Source organism: Ruania albidiflava DSM 18029 (assembly GCF_000421225.1).
Lineage (GTDB): Bacteria > Actinomycetota > Actinomycetes > Actinomycetales > Beutenbergiaceae > Ruania > Ruania albidiflava.
In genome coordinates, this window is the sequence record NZ_ATWL01000006.1 from 39,882 (window position 1) to 60,800 (window position 20,919).

The following is a 20,919-nucleotide window of genomic DNA, read 5'->3' on the forward strand; positions in this document are numbered from 1 at the left end:
TCAGGCTTTTCCGTACCACGGCACCGCAACGTTGCCGAGGTACTTGATCAGTGCGTCCAGCGCTACGGCCGCGAGGCCGATGACGATGATGCAGGCGATGGTCAGCGCGGTCTGCAGCTGTTGACCCGAGGTGAAGGCCAGACCACCGATGCCGGGGATACCAGCGTTCAGCTCGGCAGCAACCACACAGGTCCAGGCGAACCCGGTGGCGATACGGATGCCGGCGATGATCTCCGGCAGCGCTGAGGGCAGGATCACCGAGGTGCCCACCTGCCACCGGTTGGCGCCCATGGACAGTGCGGCGTGCACGCTGTCCTGCTTCACCCCGCGTACGCCGTTGATCGTGGCGATCACGATCGGCGGGAACGCGGCCAGGAACAGCAACCAGTTCTTCGAGGTGTCGTTGATGCCGAACCACACGATCAGCAGGCCGATGTAGCCCAGCGGCGGCAGCGAGCGCAGGAAGTTCAGGTATGGCTCCAGCGCCGTGTTCAGCCAGCCGACGGTCGCCATCAAGAAGCCAGCCAGCGGGCCGAGGATCACGGCGATCCCCACACCGATCGCCATCCGCTGCAGGGAGGCGATCAGGTGTTCCCACATGTAGTAGTTCTGCTCACCGCAGACGGTGCGGGTCTCGCTGATCGCACGGCAGGAGTTGGACTGGATGAAGGCGTCCCACACCGCACCGGGTGACGGCAGGTAGAGCGGGTTCACCAGCTCCATCCTGGCGATCAGCCACCAGACCGCGAGGAACACCATCAGGACACTGAGCTGGAGCCCTGTCCTGCGCACCCGGCCCATCCGGACGGCGTGGCGGTGGTCGGAGGCGACCTTGAGGCTCTGGCCGAGGTGCTCGTCGGGTGGCGCGGTCGTGGTGGACTCGCTCGGGCTGTCGTTGATCGTCACGCTCTGTCCTGGTCCATCGGCTCGGTGCCTGGTGCTCCGTTGCAGAGGGTAACCCACCATGATCAGAGGCGGTCACAACCACAAGGGCAGGAACCGAGAATACACCTGCGCACTGGGAGCCGTCTGTCAGGTGCGCCAGCGAGGCTCGACCCGACCGGGGTGTCAGTGCTCGGTGCCCTCACCGGCTGCCGCCGCGTCTGCCGTGGTGGGCATCGGAGCTCGCCTGCGCACGGCTGTCACCGACTGCTCGAACTCGGTGCTGATCTCCTCGTCTGCCTTGAACGTCAGCAGGCTGACCACCACGGCCACGACCAGGTTCGCGACGAACCCGGGCACGATCTCGTACAACGTGTCCGAGAGCGCCGACTGGCCCCAGGCGTAGGCGACCACGGCACCGGCAATCAAGCCGGACAGTGCACCCCAGTTGCTCAGTCGCTTCCAGAACAGCGACAGCAGCACGATCGGGCCGAACGAGGCACCGAAGCCGGCCCACGCGAAGCCGACCAGGTTCAGGATGCTGTCGGAGGGATTGATCGCCAGGACGGCAGCGATGATCGCGACCACCAGGACTCCGAGCCGCCCGAGCAGCACGTAGGTCTTGTCCGTCAGCTGTGCCACTCCGCCGGTCTTCTCGGCGATGATCTTGAACAGGTCCTCCACCAGAGCCGAGGAGGTGACTACCAGCTGGGAGGAGATCGTGGACATGATCGCCGCGAGCACGGCGGCGAGCACCAGGCCGGCGATGAACGGGTGGAACAGGATCTGCGCGAGGTCGAGGAACACGGTCTCGCCACTCTCCGCGTCGGTGGGGGACCCGCCGGTGCGGTGGAAGTAGGCGATGCCGATCAGTGCGGTGCAGATGGACCCGGCCACGGTCAGGATCATCCAGCCGATGCCGATCCGGCGGGCCGCGTGCGCCTGCTGCGGGTTCCGCAGCGCCATGAACCGCACGATGATGTGCGGTTGGCCGAAGTAGCCCAGTCCCCAGGCTGCAGCGGAAGCGATGCCGAGCACAGTGCCGCCGGCGAACAGGCTGAGTAGCTCGGGGTCGACCTCCTGGATCGAGGCGACCGTCTGCGACGGGCCGCCGGCACTGAACACGGCGACCAGTGGGACGGCGACCAGTGCCGCCAGCATCAGCAGCCCCTGGGCCACGTCGGTCAGGGTTGCACCGAGGAAGCCACCGAAGAACGTGTACAGGATGGTGATACCGGAGACCAGCAGCATCCCGAACATGGTAGGGCGCGTCGAAGCTGGAGGTGAAGAACTTCCCTGCGGCGACCATCCCGCTGGAGACGTAGAAGGTGAAGAACACCAGGATGATCAGCCCGCAGACGATCCGGATCGCACGCGTGGTGCCCTTGAGCCGGTGCTCGAAGAAGCTCGGGATCGTGATCGAGTTGCCGGCCACCTCGGTGTAGGCACGCAGCCGAGGCGCCACGAACTTCCAGTTCAGCCAGGCACCGATGGTCAGACCGATGGCGATCCACGCCTCGATCAGACCGGACATGTAGATCGCCCCCGGCAGCCCCATCAGCAGCCAGCCGGACATGTCCGAGGCGCCGGCGCTCAGCGCGGCGACCCCGGGCCGCAGGCCGCGGTCAGCGAGCATGTAGCCGTCGAGGTTGTTCTTCGTGCGTCGGTAGGCGAAGTAGCCGATGGTCAGCATCCCCGCGAAGTACAGGACGATCGCGATGGTCTGGAACGTGGAGTCGGGCATAGCCCTCGCCGCCTTCTTACGTCTGTGTAAGACCTTCGACACTGTACACGCGACTGGCTCCGGTGTCAGCAGCAGCTGCGGCTACAGCTCCACCACGCCGCGAGGTTCCACCTGTACCCGTACCGGGCTCCCGGCGTCCAGGCAGGTCGCCCCGTCAGCAGTCGCGGTCTGCTCCCCCCACCCGGGGATCGCCACCCGGGCGGTGGTACGCCCCCGCGCGAAGCCGACCGAGACCACGGTGCCCTGGAGGAGGTGGCTGTCTGGATCGATGTGACCTGCGCCGTCGTCCTCGACGAGCGGTGCCACGGTGAGCGCGTGCGGGCTGATCGCGAGGGTCCGTCCCGCCTCCTGCACCACCCAGTAGCCGAGGAACCGGGCAGCCTCGGCATCGACCGGGTGGGCCCACAGCTCGGCGGGGGTGCCGGTCTGCACGATCTGCCCGGTGCGCATCAGCGCCACCCGGTCGGCCACGGTGAACGCCTCGTCGTGGTCGTGGGTCACGTACAGCGCCGTGGTGCCGGCAGCCCGGAGGATGTCGTGCAGCTCGGTGGCCAAGTGTTCGCGCAGCGCCCGGTCCAGCGCGGAGAGCGGCTCGTCCAGGAGCAGCAGCCGGGGGCGGGGGGCGAGCGCCCGGGCGAGAGCCACCCGCTGCTGCTCACCACCGGAGAGTGCGGTGATCGGACGGGTGGCGTAGTCGGCCAGCCCCACCAGGTCCAGCAGCTCGGCGACCCGCTCCCGCTGAGCTGCGCGTGGCATGCCGGCCATCTGCAGCCCGTAGACCACGTTCCCGGCGACGTCCCGGTGCGGGAAGAGCTGCCCGTCCTGGAACATCAGCCCGAAGCCGCGCCGATGCACCGGCACCCCGGTCATGTCCGCACCGTCCCAGGTGAGCTCGCCTGCAGCGAGCGGCTCCAGCCCGGCCACCGCCCGCAGCAGCGAGGACTTCCCGCACCCGGAGGGCCCCAGCAGGGCGACCACCTCGCCCCGGCGCACCCGTAGGTCCACCCCGGCGACCGCCGTCGTCGATCCGTACCGGACCACCCCGCCGCGCAGCTGCAGACCGTCCACATCAGCTCCTGTCCTCGGTGTCGATGCTAGGCGTGGCTACGCTGGCGCCATGTCTGCGCTCCGCCCGGTCCCTGCCCGCGACGTGCGCATCGGTGTGTGCCTGCTGCCGGAACGGCCCTGGCGGGAGGCCGCCGACCTGTGGCGCCGGGTGGAGGACCTCGGCGCCGTGCACGCCTGGACCTATGACCACCTGGTCTGGGGCGGGCTGCCGGACTCCCCCTGGTACGCCACGATGCCCACGCTGGCGGCAGCGGCGCTGGTCACCGAGCGCATCGGCCTGGGCACGTTCGTCGCCTCGCCGAACTTCCGCCATCCGGCGCTGCTGGCCAAGGACGCGGTCACCCTGGACGACCTCTCCGACGGCCGGCTGCTGCTCGGGCTCGGCGCCGGCGGGGACCTGGACAGCCGGCTGCTCGGGGTCGAGCACACCCGTGCCGAACGCACCCGCCGGTTCGCCGAGATGGTCACGCTGACCGACCAGCTGCTCACTGCGGACCGGGTCGACCACGAGGGTGAGTTCTTCGCCGCCCAGGGCGCCCGGGCGCTGCCCCGGTGCGTGCAGCGGCCGCGGGTGCCGTTCGTGATCGCCGCCAACGGGCCGAGAGCCATGGCGCTGGCCGCCAGCCACGGGCAGGGCTGGCTGACCACCGGACCGTCGGCCGGTCCGGCGCCGACCGGAGCCGAGGACCCCTCGGCGGCCCGTGCGCAGGTCGCCACCTGGTGGCGCGGGGTCGCCGACCTCGCCAAGCGGATGGACACCGCGGAGGCTGCCCGGGGCGAGGCGCACCCACCGTTGCGCCGGTACCTGTCCGTGGATGCGGCCGGACCGGCGGCGCTGAGCAGCCGCACCTTCGCCGAGGAGCAGGTGGGCCGGGCCGCTGAGCTGGGGTTCACCGACGTGGTGGTGCACTGGCCGCGCGCTGAGGCCCCCTACCGCGGTTCGGTGGCGGTGCTGGAGCACCTGCTGGGCTGACCACCACGCCTGCAGCGCACGCCGCTCAGATCTCACCGGCGTGCTCCCCGCGCAGGCGTTCGGCCAGGCCCATCACCGTGGCGGTGAGCAGCGCGAGCACCACCGCCGCGGCCAGCGCCATCCCCTGGTTCAGCGCGCCCGGCTGGCCGATCAGCCGGAACACCACCACCGGCAGCGTGGGCCGGTCCGGGCGGGAGAGGAAGCTGGTGGCGCCGAACTCCCCGAGCGAGACCGCGAACGCGAACCCGATCGCCAGCCCCAGGGAACGCACCAGGTAGGGGCCGTCCACGGTGAGCAGCACCCGTAGCGGGGTGGCGCCGAGCACGGCGGCCACCTGCCGCTGGCGCGGGTCGATCGCACGCAGCACCGGCAGCACGGTGCGCACCACCAGCGGCAGGGCCACGATCGCCTGCGCGATCGGGATGAGCACCGGGGAGGAGCGCAGGTCCAGCGGCGGGTGGTTCAGCGCGATGAGGAATCCGAAGCCGACGGTCACCGCGGAGACGCCCAGCGGCAGCATCACCGCCCCGTCCAACCAGGCGACCGCCCGGCGCCCGGCGGCACTCCGCGGCCGGCGGGAGACCACCAGGGCCACCAGCACCCCCATCAGCACTGCGAGCGTGGTGGCGTCCACCGCGATCCGCAGCGAGTTCGCCGCCGCCTGCCACACGGTCACGGTGAGCGCGTTGTCGCCGCCGGTGCTGCCCAGTGCCCAGTAGTTGTCCAGCCCCCAGCCGTCCGGGGTGCGCAGCGAGCGGAGCAGCAGGGTGAGCATCGGGGCGAGCAGCAGAACCCCGGCCACGACGGCGGTCACCACAGCGGGCAGCAGGTCGCTGCCGGGGCGCCCGCGCCGGGTCAGCTGCAGCGGGGCGGTCCGTGCCGGGCTGCCGTGCAAGGTCAGCGCCCGCTCCCGGCGCGCCCGGGTGCGGGAGAACACCGCGAGCGCGGCCACCACCACCACGAGCTGCACCACCGACAGCACCGAGGCGGCGCGCAGGTTGAGGAACTGGGTGGTCTGGATCCAGATCTCGGTCTCCACGGTGCCGAACTGCAGCCCGCCGAGCACCAGCACCACCCCGAACGCGGTGGCGCAGAACAGGAACACCACCGAGGCGGCCGAGGCGATCGCCGGGCCCAGCGCGGGCAGCGTCACGGTGAGGAAGGCCCGCGCCGGAGAGGCACCCAGCGCCCGGGCCGCCTGCGCGGTGCGCGGATCCAGCCGCTCCCAGAGGCCGCCGACAGTGCGCACCACCACCGCGTAGTTGAAGAACACCAGGGCGAGCACGATCGCGGTGAACGTGCCGTCCAGGCCGAGGAAGCCCAGCGGCCCGGAGGAGGCCAGCAGCGACCGGAACGCCACCCCGACCACCACAGTGGGCAGCACGAACGGCACGGTCACCAGCGCCCGCACCAGGGTGCGACCGGGGAAGCTGCGGCAGTACAGCACATAGGCCCCGGGCACGCCGAGGAGCACAGCGCCGAGCGTGCCGAGGATCGCCTGGGCGAAGGTGAGCCCGATGATCCGCCAGGTGCGGCTGCTGCTGAACACCTCCGCCACCCCGCCCAGGTCCAGGGCGCCGTCGGTGATGAATCCGCGGGCCACCAGCGCCGCCACCGGGTAGGCGAAGAAGATCGCCAGGAACGCCAGCGGCACGGCGGCGGCGACCACCACGCCCGCGGTCCCCACCCAGCCGCCTCGGTCCTGCCCGCCGGGGGTGTGGTTGACGTCGGTTATGGGTCGATAACCGACGTCAACCACACCCCCGGCAGGAGGGCGGGCCGCGCGTTCGGGGCCGGTGCGGACGGTCGGCACCGTGGCTAGCCGATCACGGTCTGCGTCCACTGCTCGATCCACTCGTCGCGGTGGCTGTTGATGTCCTCGATGCTCACCGTGAACGGATCGTCGGCCAGCGGCGCGAACTGGGTCCAGGACTCCGGCAGGTCGATCGCCTCGTTCACCGGGTACATGAACATCTGCTCGGGGATGTCGGCCTGCACCTCGTCGGAGAGCAGGAAGTCGATGAACGCCTGCGCGCCCTCGGAGTTGTCCGCACCGGCGAGCACCCCGGCGTACTCCACCTGCCGGAAGCAGGTGTTCAGCAGCGCCCCGGTGGGGACCTCGTCGTCGTCCTCGTCCACCTCGAAGGCCGGGGAGGTGGAGTAGGACAGCACGATCGGCCGGTCGCCCTCACCGGTGGAACCGGAGAAGTCCACCGAGTAGGCGTCCGACCAGCCGTCCACCACCTTCAGGCCGTTGTCGGCGAGCTGCTGCCAGTAGTCCACCCAGCCGTCCTCACCGTAGGCACCGACGGTGGCCAGCAGGAACGCCAGCCCGGGTGAGGAGGTGGCCGGGTTGGTCACCACCACCAGGTCCTGGTACTCCTCCTCGAGCAGGTCGTCCAGCGTCTCCGGCTCGGCCACGTCGTGCTCGGTGAACCACTCGTGGTCCACGTTCAGGCACACGTCGCCCATGTCGATCGGGGTGAGCGACCCGGCGTCGTCGGCGAGGTACTGCTCGGCGCCGGCCGGCAGGTCAGCGGAGGTGTACGGCTCGAACACACCCTCGGCGATCCCGCGACCGGCGAAGGAGTTGTCCACCCCGTAGGCCACGTCCCCGAGCGGAGAGTCCTTGGTGAGGATGAGCTGGTTCACCAGCTCACCACCATCACCCGGGGCACTGAGCTCCACGGTGTAGCCGGTGTCGTCCTCGAAGTCTGCGACCAGGTCCTCGGACAGGGCGAAGGAGTCGTGCGTGACCACGCGCAGCACTCCCGGGTCGTCGCCGTCCTCGTCGCCACCTTCACCTGAGCTCTGGCCGATCAGCGAGCAGCCGGTCATCGCCAGCACGACGGCGGTGCCCACCATGGCCGGGACGGCTCGCCGGGACCGGGCGGTGCTTCTGGTGCAGGTCATGCATCCTCCTCAACATCGATTGAGAAGGGGTCCGTGGAAGTTCCACGTCGAGAGGTGCTCGACTCCCTTCGCCGGTGCTAACCGGAGCAGGTTCGAGGGTCTGCGGTTGGCCGCACTCTCAGCGCTCGCAGGCGCTCCCCTGTCGTCTGCCACCACGGTACACCGCGGCTCGGGCAGGAGCGAACGAAGGTGACCTGGCTCACCGGTTGCCCGCTCAGCGGCCGGCGGCCTGCGCGGCCAGCACCACCCGCGGCACCTGCACCAGCTGTACCGAGTCGACCTGCACCCCGGCCGGCACGTCCCGCACCGACGGGTCCACCCACACCCCCGCCTCCGGACGCCAGGGCAGCAGCTCGAGCACCAGACCGTGGCTGCGCACCTGCTCCAGGTGAGGGGTCAGGTCCACGTCCCAGTCCCGGCCGTGCCAGAAGTGGTCGCTGACCACCTCACCGTCGACCAGCGCCCGGCCCACGTCCCCGGTCCAGGTGATGCGCAGCAGCACCCGGTCGACGGCGGCGCTCACCTCTCCCGGCAGGTCCACCTGGAGGCGGGTCGCACCGGAGAAGTCCTGCGGCATGCTCAACCGGTCCGCGGGCCCACCGCGTGCCGGTGCCGGCAGGTCAGCCAGCGGGGCATGCTCCTGCAGCGTGCGCACGCTCGCCGGCAGGGGCGCAGCGTCCGGGTCGTGCAGGGTCCAGGACCGCCAGCGGCTCTCGGCCGTGGGCTCAGCCTCGGCCAGCGCTGCCGTGCCGGGCCGGGCGGCCAGTGCTGCCGGTGCGGGCAGGATGCTCAGCCTGGAGCGCTCCTGCACCGGATGTGCCACCAGGTGGCCCTCGGGTGTGGTGTAGACCGGTGCCTCGGAGAGCACCAGGTGGTCCCGGCCGGCGAGCGGGAGCCGGTAGAGCCGGTTCGCGTTCTCTTCGTCCAGCACCAGCACGTCCACCCCAGGCAGCCCCACCACGGCCGCTGGCCCGGGCGCGCCGGCCAGAGCCAGGTGCGTACCGCCGTCGACCATCGTGGCCACCACGGGGCCGGAGACCGGCACCGGGTCGCTGTCCGGGTGCTCCACCACGATCTGCACCGGGACCCCCGGTGTGGCGACGAGCACGACCAGGTCGCGACCGCCGTCGAGGGTGACCCGGGTGAGCAGCCCGGCGGTGGCGTGCCGCAGCACCAGCTGGTCGGAGAGCGGGTAGCGCAGCGGCCAGGCGACCGAGACCCCGGCGGGCACGTCCACCGGGGTGTGCGGCACGGTGACCGGGCCACCATCCAGCTCCACGGTCAGCTGCACCTGCGGCTGGGCCGGCAGCGGGCGACGGGCGGGCTGGTAGGTGGTCAGGAACAGGTAGCCGCGCTGCCCGTCGGAGCGCACTGCCCAGCGCAGCGCACCGGGATCGTCGCTGGGCGGCGCCGGGCGGGAGGGCATCGTGGCGAGCGCCGCGCCGTCGGTGGCCAGCCACAGGTGCTGGCGGCGGAGCAGGTGGTGGTGCTCGCGGACCTGACCGTGCTCGCCGAGCGGGGCGTGGAAGTCATAGCTCCGGGTGGGCACGTCGTTCGGGTAGCCGGTGGCCTGGGACTCCTGCTCGGTGCCGTGCGGGCCGACGCGCTGGGTGCCGCCGGCGTACATGTAGTAGCCCTGCCAGACCGATCCGCTGCCGATCTTCGCCAGGGCGAGCGCGGCGACGTCCTGGGCGGTGACCAGCGGCCGGCGGTGGTAGGCCACGTGCATCCCGCCGCCGAGCTCGCAGGTGACGAACGGGGTGGGCTGCGGTGCAGCAGGGGTGGCGGGCGCGGGCGCCGCCGTGCCCTGGCCGGTGCCGAACACCTCCCGGACATCGGCGCCGACGGTCAGGTCGTCGCGGACTTCCTGGTAGTCGAAGTGGGCGGCGGCGAAGTCCGGCCAGTCCTCGTCGTCGGCCCAGAAGCCGTCGGCGTAGGCGCTGTAGACCGGCAGCAGCGTGGCCGGCACCTGGGCGCCGCCCCAACCGGTGGCGGTCCAGATCGGCAGCTGCAGCCCTGCCTGTTCGGCGAGGGTGCGCAGCGTGGCCAGGTGCTCGGGCTGGTCGTAGAGCTCGTTCTCCACCTGGGCGCCGACCACGGGGCCGCCGTCGGCGTGGGTGAGGCCGGCCAGCTGGGCGGCGATCTGCTCGTAGAGGCGGCGGACCAGGTCCAGGTAGGCGGGATCGTTGCGGCGGGTGGGCTGGCCGCTGGTAGCCACCCAGTCCGGAAATCCGCCGTACCGGGCCTCACCGTGCGCCCACGGTCCGAGCCGCACCACCACGTCCAGCCCGTGCTGGCCGGCGAGCTCGACGAACGCGCGCAGGTCCCGGTTGCCGTCCCAGCGGAACTGGCCGGGCTGCGGCTCGTGCGCCTGCCAGAACACGTAGCAGGCCACGGAGGTGAGCCCGCCGGCGCGCGCGTGCCCGAGCACCTCGGGCCAGCGGTCGCGCGGCAGCCGAGCGTAGTGGATCTCTCCGGTGACCGGGAACCAGGGGCTACCGTCCCGGACCAGCCAGCGTCCGTTGCTCTCGATCCGGGCGCTGCTCGTGGTCGCAGCCGGTGCGGACGGGGATGAGGAGGTGGGCACCCGGCGACCGTAACCCGCCCAGCGGGCGGCGGCCATGGTCGTTCCGACGATGGTGCTGGACGACTCGCTGGTCGATAGGGTGGCCACGGAACACGATCAAGGAGTCCGCATGAACGTGCAGAAGCTGGTCACCACAGTGGCGGCGATCGCCGCCGGATTTGCTGCGAACAAGCTGCTCGCCGCCGGGTGGAAGGCCGCGACCGGGCACGAGCCGCCGACCGGTGACCCCGACGATGGCGAGATCAGCATCGGTGAGCTGGTGGTGTTCGCCGCGGTGAGCGGTGCCGTGGTCGCCTTCGCCCGCGCGTTCGCCACCCGCGGTGCTGCGAAGTGGATGGCCAGCGGGGACAAGCCCGCGATCGAGAAGGAGTAGCCCGTAACGTCAATAGAAGGCGGGCACCGGTGCCCGCTCTGGCTTGACCTTGTGGGTAGGACCGGCGGGGTCAGGACTCCTGCTCCGCCTCCTCCCGCGCCCGCTGGAGGTCCTCTGTGAGCTCGTCGGTGACCAGGTGCTCCGGGTCGACCTTGCGGGTGCGGTAGCCGGCCCGGCCGACCATGTGTGCCGAGACCGGGGCGGTGATCAGCTGGAACATCACCACCAGGGTGAGCTTCCAGGTGATCTGGCTGGAGCCGAGGCTGATCGCCAGCCCGCCCATCATCAGCAGCAGCCCGAGCACCTGCGGTTTGGTGGCCGCGTGCATCCGGGAGAGCAGGTCCGGGAACCGGGCCACCCCGACAGCGGCGACGAAGGTCAGCGCCGACCCGCTGATCAGCAGCACGGCGGAGAGGATCTCGGCGACGGTCACAGCTCACCGTCCCCGAACCGGGCGCGGGCCTCGGCCTCGGCTGCCTCCTGGGCGGTCAGGATCCGCGCTTCCGTCTCCGGTTCCGCAGCGGCGAACCGGGCCAGGGTGACCGACCCGACGAACCCGACCAGCGCGAGCACGGTCAGCAGCAGCACCAGGTCGCTGCGGCCGAACCACAACGAGACCAGCGCCAGGCAGCCCATCAGGCAGGAGACCAGCACGTCCAGGGCCACGATCCGGTCCAGCATGCTCGGTCCGCGCTCCACCCGGAACAGGGTGATCAGCGCCGCCGGGACCAGCAGCGCGGCGCACACGGCCATCACGATCGGGCTCACTGTTCGCTCCTTGCTGCCTGCTGCCGAGCGCGCCGCCGCCAGGGCCGGGGCGGGTAGCCGGCCTCGGCGATGTCCTCGTCCTTGGACAAGGCGTACATCACCCACTTCTCCTGCTCCAGCACGCCCCGGCGCGCCTTCTCCACCGCACCGGGTGCGCTGGCATCGAGCACGTGCACGTACAGCATCCCGGTCAGTCGGTGCGCCTCCACCACGATGGAACCGGGCACGATCACGGTGAGCTCCGCCGTCAACGTGAGCACCAGGTCGGAGGTGGAGGCGAGCTTCACCCGCATCACCGCACCCTTGGGGTAGTGGCCGAAGCGCAGCGCGTGCGCAGCCACGTTGATCGAGGCGCGAACGATGTCCACCAGCAGCCGGCCGAGCAACATGAGTGTGCCGATCACCGACACGTGCCCGTCGAAGCCGACCCGCGGCATCGGCATCACCCGGAGCAGACCGAAGCTGATCACCACGCCGGTGATCACGTTCGCCACGGTCAGGTTGCCCCAGAGCAGCACCCAGACGATCGTCATCCACACCGCCATCGGCCAGCGGCGCAGCCAGTCGTAGGCGTCCGGTGACCTCATCCGTCACCCCCAGCGGCGTCCGAGGACTGCCCCGCGCCGCGGTCCCCGTGCACCAGGACCGCCTCGATGTAGGGGGTGCGGGCGCGCAGGTCACGGGCGGCGTCGTCGGTGTAGTGGTACAACGGCCCGCCGATCACCGCGATCAGCACGCCGACGGAGGCGATCACCGCGGCCGGACCGAACATGGTGCGCGGCACCCGGGTGTCCGGCAGCGGCTGCGGCGCCTCCTGCCAGAACGCCTTGTTCCAGGCCTTGATCACCGCGTACAGGGTGAGCAGGGAGGTGAGCAACCCGGTGCCGACCCCGACCAGGGCGAGCCCGGAACCGGTCTGGATGCCGGCCTGCAGCAGACCGATCTTGCCGAGGAACCCGGACATCGGCGGGATGCCGGCCAGGTTCATTGCAGAAAGGAAGAACACGGCACCGAGCGCGGGGGCGACCTTGGCCAGGCTGCCCAGCTCTTCCAGGGAGGTGGTGCCGCCGCGGCGCTCCACCAACCCGGCGATGAGGAACAGTGCGGTCTGCACGGTGATGTGGTGCACGATGTAGAAGATCGAGGCGGACAGCCCGGTGTCCGAGGCCAGCGAGATGCCGAAGATCATGTAGCCGATGTGGCTGACCAGGGTGAAGGACAGCAGCCGCTTGATGTCTTCCTGCGCCACTGCGCCGATGATGCCGACCAGCATGGTGGCGATCGCCGCGACGAGCAGGACGTCGTCCAAGACGCCATCGGTGAACAGCAGCGTCTGCGCGCGGATGATCGCGTACACCCCGACCTTGGTGAGCAGGCCGGCGAACACTGCCGTCACCGGTGCCGGGGCGGTCGGGTAGGAGTCCGGCAGCCAGGCGGACAGCGGGAACACCGCCGCCTTGATGGCGAACCCGAGCAGCAGCATGATCTGCAGCAGCAGACGTATCCCGGAGTCCACCTCCGGAAGTCGCTCGGCCAGCTGGGCGAGGTTCAGTGTGCCGGTGGCGGCGTAGATCAGCGCGATGGAGACCAGGAACAGCACCGAGGACAGCAGCGAGACCACCACGTAGATGGACCCAGCGCGGATACGTTCCCCGGTGCCGCCGAGAGTGAGCAGCACGAAGCTGGCCGCGAGCAGGATCTCGAAGCCGACGTACAGGTTGAACAGGTCGCCGGAGAGGAACGCCATCGACACCCCGGCGGCCAGCACCAGGTAGGTGGGGTGGTAGATCGCGACCGGGGCGCCGTCGTTCCCGTCCGCCAGACCCTGGGCGAGGGAGTAGGCGAGCACGCCGAGGATCACCAGCGCGGAAACCACGAGCATCAGGGCGGAGAGCCGGTCGGCGACCAGGGCGATACCCACTGGTGCGGCCCAGTCGCCCACGTCCACCACCTGCGGACCCGCCGTGTGGGTGAGGAAGATCAGCGCCACGGCCACGGCGAGCACAGTGCTCACTGCGGCGACCGAGATGATCCCCTGCGCACGGGAGCGCCGGGAGACGGCCAGCGCCAGCCCGGCGGCCACCAGCGGGACCACCACGGGCAGCGGGACGAGCCAGGTCATCGGTCCCCTCCCGTGATCGGGCCGCCGTGGTCCTCCGGGGTGTGCGCCTCCGGCGTCCCGGCCGGGGCCTCCTCAGTCTCGTCCCGGGCCTCGGCCGCCTCCGTCTGCAGGTCGGTGCCGACGTCGTCCGCGCGGCTGTCCGCCTCCCGCAGTGCGGCGCGGCGGGCGATCCGGCGGTCCTCCAGGTCGTCCTGCACCTCGTCGTGACCGTGCAGCTGCCAGGACCGGTAGGCCATGGCGAGCACGAAGGCGGTCAGGCCGAGGTTGATCACGATCGCGGTGAGCACCATCGCTTGCGGCAGCGGGTCGCTCATCTCGCCGGGGTCGGTGGCGCCGATCAGCGGCGGCCCGCCGGCCGCGCCACCGGCGATCAGGAACAGCACGTTCACCCCGTTGCTGATCAGGGTGATGCCGACGATCACCCGGGACAGGGACCGCTCCAGCAGCAGGTACACACCGGTGCCGACGAGCACGCCGACCACGAGCACCAGCGCCAGCGAGGGGCTCATCTCGATGTTCATCAGGCCCTCTTCTCTGCCCGCTGCGGTGCCTCGCTCCGGCGCACCTCGTGCCTCGGCGCACCTCCGCGGGGGCTCCTCACGGTCACGAGGTTCCCCCGTCCCCGGTGTGCACGAGCTCGGGCTCGGTGTCGTCGGCGGTGCTGCGCGGGGAGTCGTGCGCCACGTCCGGGGCGGCCTGGCCGGCGGCCTCACCCTGCCGGTCGACCTCGGAGCCGAGGGAGCGCAGCACGTCCAGCATCAGTCCGACCACCACGAGGAACACGCCGATGTCGAAGAACAGGGAGGTGACCAGGTGCACCTCACCGAAGATCCACAAGCTGACGTCCAGCTCCACCGACTGCAGCACCGCCCCGCCGAAGAACAGCGGTACCGCCCCCGCCCCGGCAGACAGGAACAGACCGGAGCCCAGCAACGCACCGGGCAGGATCGGCATCGCCTCACCGAGCTCGTACCGGCCGCCGGCCAGGTAGCGCACCGTCAGTGCGATGCCGACGACCAGTCCGGCCACGAACCCGCCCCCGGGGGCGTTGTGTCCGGAGAACAGCAGGAACACGGCGAACACGAGCATCGTGTGGAACACGATCCGGGTGGCCACCTCGAAGATCACCGAGCGCCGGTAGGGCGGCAGTGCCACCCCGGCGGGCAACCAGCGCCGGTTCCGGCGGTCGTCCTGGTTGTCCGCGGGGTCGCCGCGCAATCCCCCGGCGGCATCCTCCCCGGGCGGAACCGGCCAGACCGAAGGCGCACCCGGCTTGATGTCCCGGACCCGGTCCACACCGCGGGAGCGGGCCCGCAGGAACACCAGGGAGGCGACACCGGTGGCGGCGACCAGCAGCACGGAGATCTCCCCCATGGTGTCCCAGGCGCGGATGTCCACGAGCGTGACGTTCACGATGTTCTTGCCGTAGCCGAACTGGGACGCCTCCTCCGGGAAGAACTCGGCGATCGGGTCTGCCACCCGGGCGCCGGGCACCACGAGCGCGAGCAGCATCGCCATCACCCCCACGGCCGCACCGAGGACCGCCCGCCACCAGCGGCTGGCCTTCAGTGGCCGGTTCGAGTAGTACGGGGGCAGGCGGCGCAGCACCAGGATGAACACCACCAGGGAGATGGTCTCCACCAGTGCCTGGGTGAGGGCCAGGTCGGGTGCGCCGTGCAGGGCGAACAGCACCACCACCCCGTAGCCGGTGACCCCGAGCAGCACCACCGCCTTGAGCCGGCGGCGGGCGCGGGCGGCGAGGAAGGCGCCGATGGCGATCACCAGGGCCACGGCGATCTGTGCGGGGGTGTCGAACCAGCGCACGTCACCGATCTGCACCCCGCCGGTGATGCTGGCGATGCTGATCGAGACGACGGTGGTGAGCAGGATGATCGCCAGGTACAGCGGCAGCGAACCACGCTGGGTGGTGGAGGTGACGGCGATCGCCACCCGGTCCAGCCGGCGCATCGTGGAGCGGTAGGTGTGGTCCGCGTCCGGTCCGAGGATGACGGCGTCCTGCGCCTTGAACACTGCGGCGCGCCCGGCGTAGAGCGCGAGTCCGAGGAGCAGGACGCCGGCGGTCAGCAGCAGTGGGAGGCCGAACCCGCCCCAGAGGGTCAGGTGGCCGGCCTCGCCGGACGGGTAGGTGGCGGCGTGCCCGGACAGCAGCCGTTCCCCCAGTCCTGGCAGCAACCCGGCGACCAGCCCGGCCAGCGCGAGCAGGATGCCGGGCACGAACAGTCCGGCGGCCTCGGTGTCCAGCGGCGTGTCCGGCACACCGGGCTTGCGGGCGAAGGCGCCCCACAGGAACCGCAGCCCGTAGCCGACGGTGAGCACCGACCCGACCACGATCACGACCAGGACGATGCTCTGCTGCGTCCCGCCGCCGTGGGTGAGCGCCTCCAGTGCTGCTTCTTTGCCGACGTACCCGGCGAACGGGGGCAGCCCGATCATGGAGAACGCGGCGAGGAAGCCGGCCACGGTGGCGGCCGGGAGCCGGCGGCCGAGCCCGGAGAGCTCGCGCAGGTCCCGGGTGCCGGCGGCGGCGTCGATCACGCCGACGGTGAGGAACAGGGCGGCCTTGAACATGGCGTGCGCCCCGAGCAGCGCGAGCCCCGCCAGGGCGACCGCGCGGTCGCTCTGGCCGACGAGCAGGATCAGGAAGCCGAGCTGGCTGACGGTGCCGAACGCGAGCAGCAGCTTCAGGTCGTGCTGCTTCAGCGACCGGTAGCCGCCGATGATCATGGTGGCGCCCCCGGCGACCAGGACCACCCAGCGCCAGGCGTCCAGGTCGGCGAACCCGGGAGCCATGCGAGCGACCAGGTACACCCCGGCCTTGACCATGGCGGCCGCGTGCAGGTAGGCACTCACCGGGGTGGGTGCGGCCATCGCCGAGGGCAGCCAGAAGTGGAACGGCACCTGCGCGGACTTGGTCAGCGCCCCGACGAGCACCAGCACCACAGCGGTGGTCACGCCCCATCCGGTCGGCGGGTGTGCGACCAGCTCGGACAGGGAGTAGGACCCGCCCGGGGTCTCCCCGAGGATGATGAAGCCACCGAGCATCGCCAGCCCGCCGAGCGTGGTGACGATGATCGCCTGCATCGCCGACCGGCGGGACCCCTTGCGGTCGAAGTAGTGCCCGATGAGCAGGTAGGAGAAGATCGTGGTCAGCTCCCAGAACACGTACAGCACGAGCGTGTCGTCGGTGCTGACCAGGCCGAGCATCGCACCGGCGAAGGCCACGAACACGCCGGCGAACCGGCCGAGGAACTTCGCCCCGGAGGAGAAGTACCAGGCGCAGTAGGCGAGCACCAGGGCGCCGACGGCACCGACCACCAGCACCATGAACCAGGTCAGCGTGTCCATCCGGAAGGTGAGGTTCATCCCGATGGAGGCGACCCAGGCCACCTCGACCTGTGGACCGTGCCCGGCCAGCACGCTGGAGGTCTGGGTCAGTGCCCACACCGCTGCCGAACCGGGCACCAGCGCCAGCGGCAGGAACATCTTCCGCCCGTACCGCGCGACCACGAAGGGGGCAGCCAGAGCCGCGATGATGTGCACGGCTAATAGCTGCAGCACGTCCGCTCCTGCTCAGTGGGCGTGGTCAGTGGTCAGTGTTCAAATGGTGCAGTTGTGTTGGGAAGTTGAGGAAAATGGCTCGCCACACCGCTTCCGAGCGGACAACGGACCGGTCCCAATACTAACAATGGCCACGCGGTGCTCCCGGCGGCGTCCAGTCGGCAGACACCTGCCGTGGTGGCTACAACCACCCGTTCTCCTGCGCCAGCCGCGCGGCCTCGGCGCGGGTGCGGGCACCGGTCTTGCCGATCGCCGCGGACAGGTGGTTGCGCACTGTGCCCTCGGACAGGTGCAGCGCCCGGGCCAGGTCGGCGACGGTGCCACCGGCGGCGGCCTCGCGGAGCACGTCGGTCTCGCGGGCGGTCAGTGGGGACTCGCCGGCAACCAGCCCCTCAGCGGCAAGCACCGGGTCCACCACGCGCAGGCCGGCGTGCACCCGGCGGACCGCATCGGCCAAGCGACGGGCCGGGGTGTCCTTGACCACGAACCCGTCCGCCCCGGCGCGAAGTGCGCGACGCAGGTACCCGGGTCGGCCGAACGTGGTGACGATCAGCACCCGCACCCCCGGATGGTCGGCCTTGATCGCAGCGGTCAGGGCGATACCGTCCATCCCTGGCATCTCCACGTCCACCAGCGCCACGTCCACCTCGGCAGACCGCAGCAGGTCGAGCACCTCCGCGCCGCTGCCGGCCTCGCCGGCCACCTCGATGTCCTCCTCCAGCCCGAGCAGCGCGGCCACCGCCCCGCGCACCAGGGACTGGTCGTCGGCGAGCAGCACCCGGATCATCGCGGCACCTGCACGGTCAGCTCGAACCCGTGCGGGTCCGTGGACCGGGTGAGGAGCACCGCACCGGCCATCCGAGCGCGTTCCCGCAGCCCACGCAACCCGTTCCCGCCGCCAGCACCTGCACCCGGGGCGCTCTCCTCCCCCACCGGACCGGCTGTGTCGGCCGAGCCCGCGCTGCCCGGCGGACCTGCGCCGTCATCGGTGATCGTGAGCCGGTCCGGCGCGATCCGCACCGTGCAGGAGCGGGCGCCGGAGTGCCGGATCACGTTCGTCACCCCTTCGCGCACGGTCCAGGCGTACAGGTCGCGCACCTGGGTGGGCACCTCGTCGACGGCGGTGGGCACCTCCGCGAGGATGTCCGCCGACTCCAGGGCTTCTCGGGCGCGCACCAGCTCCCCGGCCAGGCTCAGGTCGCGGTAGCCCTCCACGGCGCGGCGCACATCGTGCAGCGTGTCCCGGGAGAGCCGCTCCAGCCCGGCCAGCTCCGCGCGGGCCCGGTCGGTGTCCACCTCCAGCAGCCGGCTGGCCAGCTCGATCTTCACGGTGATCACGGTGAGCGAGTGGCCGAGCACGTCGTGCAGGTCGCGGGCCATCCGGTGCCGTTCCTCGGCCACCGCCAGCCGGGCGTTCTCCTCCCGGGCGGCCATCAGCGCACGGGTGCGCTGACGCATCAGCCGGATCCCCCACACCGCGAGCGCGGAGGCTGCGATGGACAGCGGCACCCCGAACCCAGGGTCCCAGCCGGGCACCACCCATTCCAGCACGCCGACCGTCACCACCAGCGCGGCGACCAGGACGGGACCGACCACCCGCGGCAGCCACAGCACCATGAGCACGCCGACGAACGGCAGTGCGGCGGTGGCCGACTGCCCCAGGGTGACCATCATGAGGACCACCAGCACGATCTGCACGACGATCACCGTGATGCCCAGTGCCCTGCCGGTCGGCCACGGATCCCACGCCCGCCGGCCCCGCGGTCCGCCACCTGCGATCAGGGAGCGCAGCCAACCCGGCCGGATCTGCAGCATCCACGCACCGAGGTAGACCAGGGCGATGAGCAGCGTGGCAGCCAGACCGATCAGCCCCGCCGAGGTGTCTCGGGATGCCCACGCGGTCGATATCGGGTCGGCGAGGAACACCAACCAGATGGCGGAGAACGCGAGAACTCCCCAGGTGGAGAACATCGGCCGCCCGGCCGGGACAGTGGGCTCCCGCACCTCCCGGTCCGTCGGCTCGGACGAGGGGGGCTCGCTCTGTTCCGGGCAGGTCACCCTGTCATTGTTCACCCGCGGGCGGTGTCCGCGCGGAACCGCCAGACGGCGCCGAGCACGAAGATCGCGAACCAGACCAGCACGTTCAGCACCCAGACAGCCTGCACGGGGTCGCCGGTCAGCGGTGCGTGCACCAGGTGGCCGAGCCCGTACAGGGGGGTGAACGAGGCGACCAGGTCGAGCGTGGAGCCCGCCGGGATCGGGTAGAACAGTCCGCCGAGGAACGCCATCGCGGCCACCCCCAGGCCGAGGAACTGCATCACGTTCTCGCTCGGCAGCAGGTAGCCGAGGAACAGACCGAGAGCGGCGAACACCAACGACCCGGCGAGCGCGATGCCCGCAGTCAGCGGCCACAGGTAGCCGGCCATCTGCGGGCCGCCGGAGACCGCTCCGGCGAGGTACACCGCGGTCACGCTCAGCGCGCCGAGCACGACGGCGCAGCACGCCTTGAGCAGGATGTAGGCCACCGGGGTCAGGGGGGTCAGCCGGAGCTGGCGGGTCCAGCCGCGGGAGCGTTCCACGGCCACCATCGCCTCGGCGCTGGTGGTGGCGAGCATGGCGCCGTAGACGCCCATCGAGATGAGGATGTAGGCGGCGACGTTGCCGTGGCCGGCGTCCTGGTCACCGCCGACCGAGGAGGAGGCGATGAAGTACAGCGCGACCGGCATCACCACCATGAGGATCACCGTGCGGCGGTTGCGCAGCAGCCGGCGCACCTCCAGGGCGAACAGACGCAGCGAGAACCCGCCCCACGCCGGGACGGGACGGTGCAGGGTCGGCAGCACAGCCGGTGCGGGCCGCACCGGGTGGCCGGGCTGGGCGGACTGGGTGGCGCTGGTCATCGGTCGCTCCCTTCAGGGGTGGTGCTGGGTTCGGGCGCGGCGGTCAGGGAGACGAACGCGTCCTCCAGGGCGCGGGCGGTGATCTCCAGGTCCCGGGCGGTGGTGGCATCGAGCAGGTAGCGGGCCACGGCGTCGGAGTCGGCGGTGTGCACCAGCACGCTCTCCCCGCGCACCTCCACCTCGTCCACCCCGGACAGGTCGCCGAGGCGGTGCAGGTCGGCAGTGGGCAGCCCGCCGGGCACGGTGGCGCGCACTGTGCGCCCGGAGGCGAGGGCCTTGACCTCGGCGGTGGTGCCGTCGGCGACGACCAGGCCGCGGGCCATCAGCACGATCCGGTCGGCGTAGACGTCCGCCTCCTCCAGGTAGTGGGTGGCGAACAGCACGGTGCGCCCCTCGTCCCCGTCGGCGCGGATGGACTGCCAGAACCGGCGCCGGCCGTCCACGTCCATCCCGGTGGTGGGCTCGTCCAGGACCAGCAGCGCCGGGTCGGCGAGCAGAGCCATGGCGAACCGGAGCCGCTGCTGCTCGCCGCCGGAGCACTTGCCGACCTTGCGGTCGGCGATGCCGGTGATGCCGGCGCGCTGCAGCACCTCGGCGACCGGCCGGGTGCGGGCGAACAGGCAGGCGGTGTAGGTGACCATCTCCTTGACCGTGAGGTCGGGCAGCAGCCCGCCGCTCTGCAGCACAGCGGCCACCAGCCCGCGGGCGACGGCGGTGCGCGGGGGCATGCCGTACAGGCTCACCTCGCCGGTGGTCGGGGTGCCCAGGCCGAGGATCATGTCCAGCGTGGTGGTCTTGCCGGCGCCGTTCGGTCCGAGCAGGGCGACTACCTCACCGGGGCGCACGTGCAGGTCCACGCCGCGCACGGCTGCTGTTCTACCGAACGTCTTGGTGGCACCGGTCAGGGCGACGGCGAGGAGGTCGCTGCCGGTGGTCTGCCGGCCAGGTGCTGGCGCAGTGGTGGTGTTCATGCCTCCACGGTGCGCCCAGGCGGTGAGGTGTCCCCGGTG

At 71.3% G+C, this 20,919-nt stretch carries 17 protein-coding genes, 1 pseudogene and 1 riboswitch; of the genes and pseudogenes, 2 read left to right on the top strand and 16 right to left on the bottom strand.

What is annotated here, in order from left to right; translation table 11 throughout:
• The 3 genes and pseudogenes from K338_RS21475 to K338_RS21485 all read right to left on the bottom strand — a co-directional run bounded on the left by K338_RS21475 (position 1) and on the right by K338_RS21485 (position 3,694).
• Positions 1-906, bottom strand: a complete 906-nt coding sequence (locus tag K338_RS21475) for an ABC transporter permease (RefSeq protein WP_022917805.1) — start codon at positions 904-906, stop codon at positions 1-3.
• Between the two features lie 162 nt (positions 907-1,068).
• Positions 1,069-2,626: pseudogene (gene putP / locus K338_RS21480) on the bottom strand (sodium/proline symporter PutP).
• An 81-nt stretch (positions 2,627-2,707) separates the two neighbouring features.
• A complete protein-coding gene (locus K338_RS21485; RefSeq protein ID WP_051154726.1) occupies positions 2,708-3,694 on the bottom strand; it encodes an ABC transporter ATP-binding protein in 987 nt (328 codons plus the stop codon).
• A gap of 49 nt (positions 3,695-3,743) precedes the next feature.
• On the opposite strand from K338_RS21485, the gene K338_RS0108800 reads away from it, so the two are divergent.
• Positions 3,744-4,667: an LLM class flavin-dependent oxidoreductase gene (locus K338_RS0108800; protein ID WP_022917806.1), complete on the top strand. Its 924-nt coding sequence runs from the start codon at positions 3,744-3,746 to the stop codon at positions 4,665-4,667.
• Between the two features lie 25 nt (positions 4,668-4,692).
• On the opposite strand, the gene K338_RS21490 is transcribed toward K338_RS0108800, so the two are convergent.
• The 3 genes from K338_RS21490 to K338_RS25975 form a co-directional block, all read right to left on the bottom strand.
• The gene (locus K338_RS21490) at positions 4,693-6,354 is read right to left on the bottom strand and encodes an ABC transporter permease (RefSeq protein WP_022917807.1); all 1,662 of its coding nucleotides are present in this window, start codon (positions 6,352-6,354) and stop codon (positions 4,693-4,695) included.
• Positions 6,355-6,485: 131 nt separating this feature from the next.
• Positions 6,486-7,580: a thiamine ABC transporter substrate-binding protein gene (locus K338_RS0108810; protein WP_022917808.1), complete on the bottom strand. Its 1,095-nt coding sequence runs from the start codon at positions 7,578-7,580 to the stop codon at positions 6,486-6,488.
• Positions 7,581-7,626: 46 nt separating this feature from the next.
• A riboswitch (TPP riboswitch) is annotated at positions 7,627-7,731 on the bottom strand.
• Between the two features lie 63 nt (positions 7,732-7,794).
• Positions 7,795-10,254: a beta-galactosidase gene (locus K338_RS25975; RefSeq protein WP_022917809.1), complete on the bottom strand. Its 2,460-nt coding sequence runs from the start codon at positions 10,252-10,254 to the stop codon at positions 7,795-7,797.
• 22 nt (positions 10,255-10,276) lie between these two features.
• Here K338_RS25975 and K338_RS0108820 point away from each other — a divergent pair, with 22 nt between their 5' ends.
• Positions 10,277-10,540, top strand: a complete 264-nt coding sequence (locus K338_RS0108820) for a DUF4235 domain-containing protein (RefSeq protein WP_022917810.1) — start codon at positions 10,277-10,279, stop codon at positions 10,538-10,540.
• A gap of 70 nt (positions 10,541-10,610) precedes the next feature.
• Here the strand turns inward: K338_RS0108820 and mnhG are convergent, their stop codons facing one another.
• The 10 genes from mnhG to K338_RS0108870 form a co-directional block, all read right to left on the bottom strand.
• Positions 10,611-10,973 (bottom strand): monovalent cation/H(+) antiporter subunit G, encoded by a 363-nt coding sequence (gene mnhG, locus K338_RS21495; RefSeq protein ID WP_022917811.1) that lies wholly within the window; start codon positions 10,971-10,973, stop codon positions 10,611-10,613.
• Positions 10,970-11,308, bottom strand: coding sequence for an MrpF/PhaF family protein (locus K338_RS21500; RefSeq protein WP_022917812.1), 339 nt, complete (start codon positions 11,306-11,308; stop codon positions 10,970-10,972). Before K338_RS21500 ends, mnhG begins: the two co-directional genes overlap by 4 nt.
• Positions 11,305-11,895, bottom strand: a complete 591-nt coding sequence (locus tag K338_RS0108835) for a Na+/H+ antiporter subunit E (RefSeq protein WP_022917813.1) — start codon at positions 11,893-11,895, stop codon at positions 11,305-11,307. Before K338_RS0108835 ends, K338_RS21500 begins: the two co-directional genes overlap by 4 nt.
• Positions 11,892-13,430 (bottom strand): Na+/H+ antiporter subunit D, encoded by a 1,539-nt coding sequence (locus K338_RS0108840; protein WP_022917814.1) that lies wholly within the window; start codon positions 13,428-13,430, stop codon positions 11,892-11,894. Before K338_RS0108840 ends, K338_RS0108835 begins: the two co-directional genes overlap by 4 nt.
• Positions 13,427-13,951 (bottom strand): Na(+)/H(+) antiporter subunit C, encoded by a 525-nt coding sequence (locus tag K338_RS0108845; protein ID WP_022917815.1) that lies wholly within the window; start codon positions 13,949-13,951, stop codon positions 13,427-13,429. The genes K338_RS0108840 and K338_RS0108845 overlap by 4 nt, the downstream gene beginning before the upstream one ends.
• A gap of 82 nt (positions 13,952-14,033) precedes the next feature.
• Positions 14,034-17,009 carry a Na+/H+ antiporter subunit A gene (locus K338_RS21505; RefSeq protein WP_084480814.1) on the bottom strand — a complete coding sequence of 992 codons (2,976 nt, stop codon included), beginning with the start codon at positions 17,007-17,009 and terminating at the stop codon, positions 14,034-14,036.
• A 181-nt stretch (positions 17,010-17,190) separates the two neighbouring features.
• On the bottom strand, positions 17,191-17,796 hold the full coding sequence (locus K338_RS0108855; protein ID WP_022917817.1) for a response regulator transcription factor: 606 nt from the start codon (positions 17,794-17,796) through the stop codon (positions 17,191-17,193).
• Entirely contained in the window at positions 17,793-19,013 is a 1,221-nt protein-coding gene (locus K338_RS0108860) for a sensor histidine kinase (protein WP_245542929.1), read from the bottom strand. Before K338_RS0108860 ends, K338_RS0108855 begins: the two co-directional genes overlap by 4 nt.
• A gap of 65 nt (positions 19,014-19,078) precedes the next feature.
• Positions 19,079-19,909: an ABC transporter permease gene (locus tag K338_RS0108865; protein WP_022917819.1), complete on the bottom strand. Its 831-nt coding sequence runs from the start codon at positions 19,907-19,909 to the stop codon at positions 19,079-19,081.
• Positions 19,906-20,880, bottom strand: a complete 975-nt coding sequence (locus K338_RS0108870) for an ABC transporter ATP-binding protein (RefSeq protein WP_022917820.1) — start codon at positions 20,878-20,880, stop codon at positions 19,906-19,908. Before K338_RS0108870 ends, K338_RS0108865 begins: the two co-directional genes overlap by 4 nt.
• Positions 20,881-20,919: the final 39 nt, after the last annotated feature.

What these genes read in the sequence shown, in the direction of transcription:
- K338_RS0108800 (WP_022917806.1), top strand. Translation starts at nt 3,744, where the DNA reads ATGTCTGCGCTCCGCCCGGTCCCTGCCCGCGACGTGCGCATCGGTGTG.
- K338_RS0108810 (WP_022917808.1), bottom strand. Translation starts at nt 7,580, where the DNA reads ATGACCTGCACCAGAAGCACCGCCCGGTCCCGGCGAGCCGTCCCGGCC.
- K338_RS0108820 (WP_022917810.1), top strand. Translation starts at nt 10,277, where the DNA reads ATGAACGTGCAGAAGCTGGTCACCACAGTGGCGGCGATCGCCGCCGGA.
- K338_RS0108835 (WP_022917813.1), bottom strand. Translation starts at nt 11,895, where the DNA reads ATGAGGTCACCGGACGCCTACGACTGGCTGCGCCGCTGGCCGATGGCG.
- K338_RS0108840 (WP_022917814.1), bottom strand. Translation starts at nt 13,430, where the DNA reads ATGACCTGGCTCGTCCCGCTGCCCGTGGTGGTCCCGCTGGTGGCCGCC.
- K338_RS0108845 (WP_022917815.1), bottom strand. Translation starts at nt 13,951, where the DNA reads ATGAACATCGAGATGAGCCCCTCGCTGGCGCTGGTGCTCGTGGTCGGC.
- K338_RS0108855 (WP_022917817.1), bottom strand. Translation starts at nt 17,796, where the DNA reads ATGATCCGGGTGCTGCTCGCCGACGACCAGTCCCTGGTGCGCGGGGCG.
- K338_RS0108865 (WP_022917819.1), bottom strand. Translation starts at nt 19,909, where the DNA reads ATGACCAGCGCCACCCAGTCCGCCCAGCCCGGCCACCCGGTGCGGCCC.
- K338_RS0108870 (WP_022917820.1), bottom strand. Translation starts at nt 20,880, where the DNA reads ATGAACACCACCACTGCGCCAGCACCTGGCCGGCAGACCACCGGCAGC.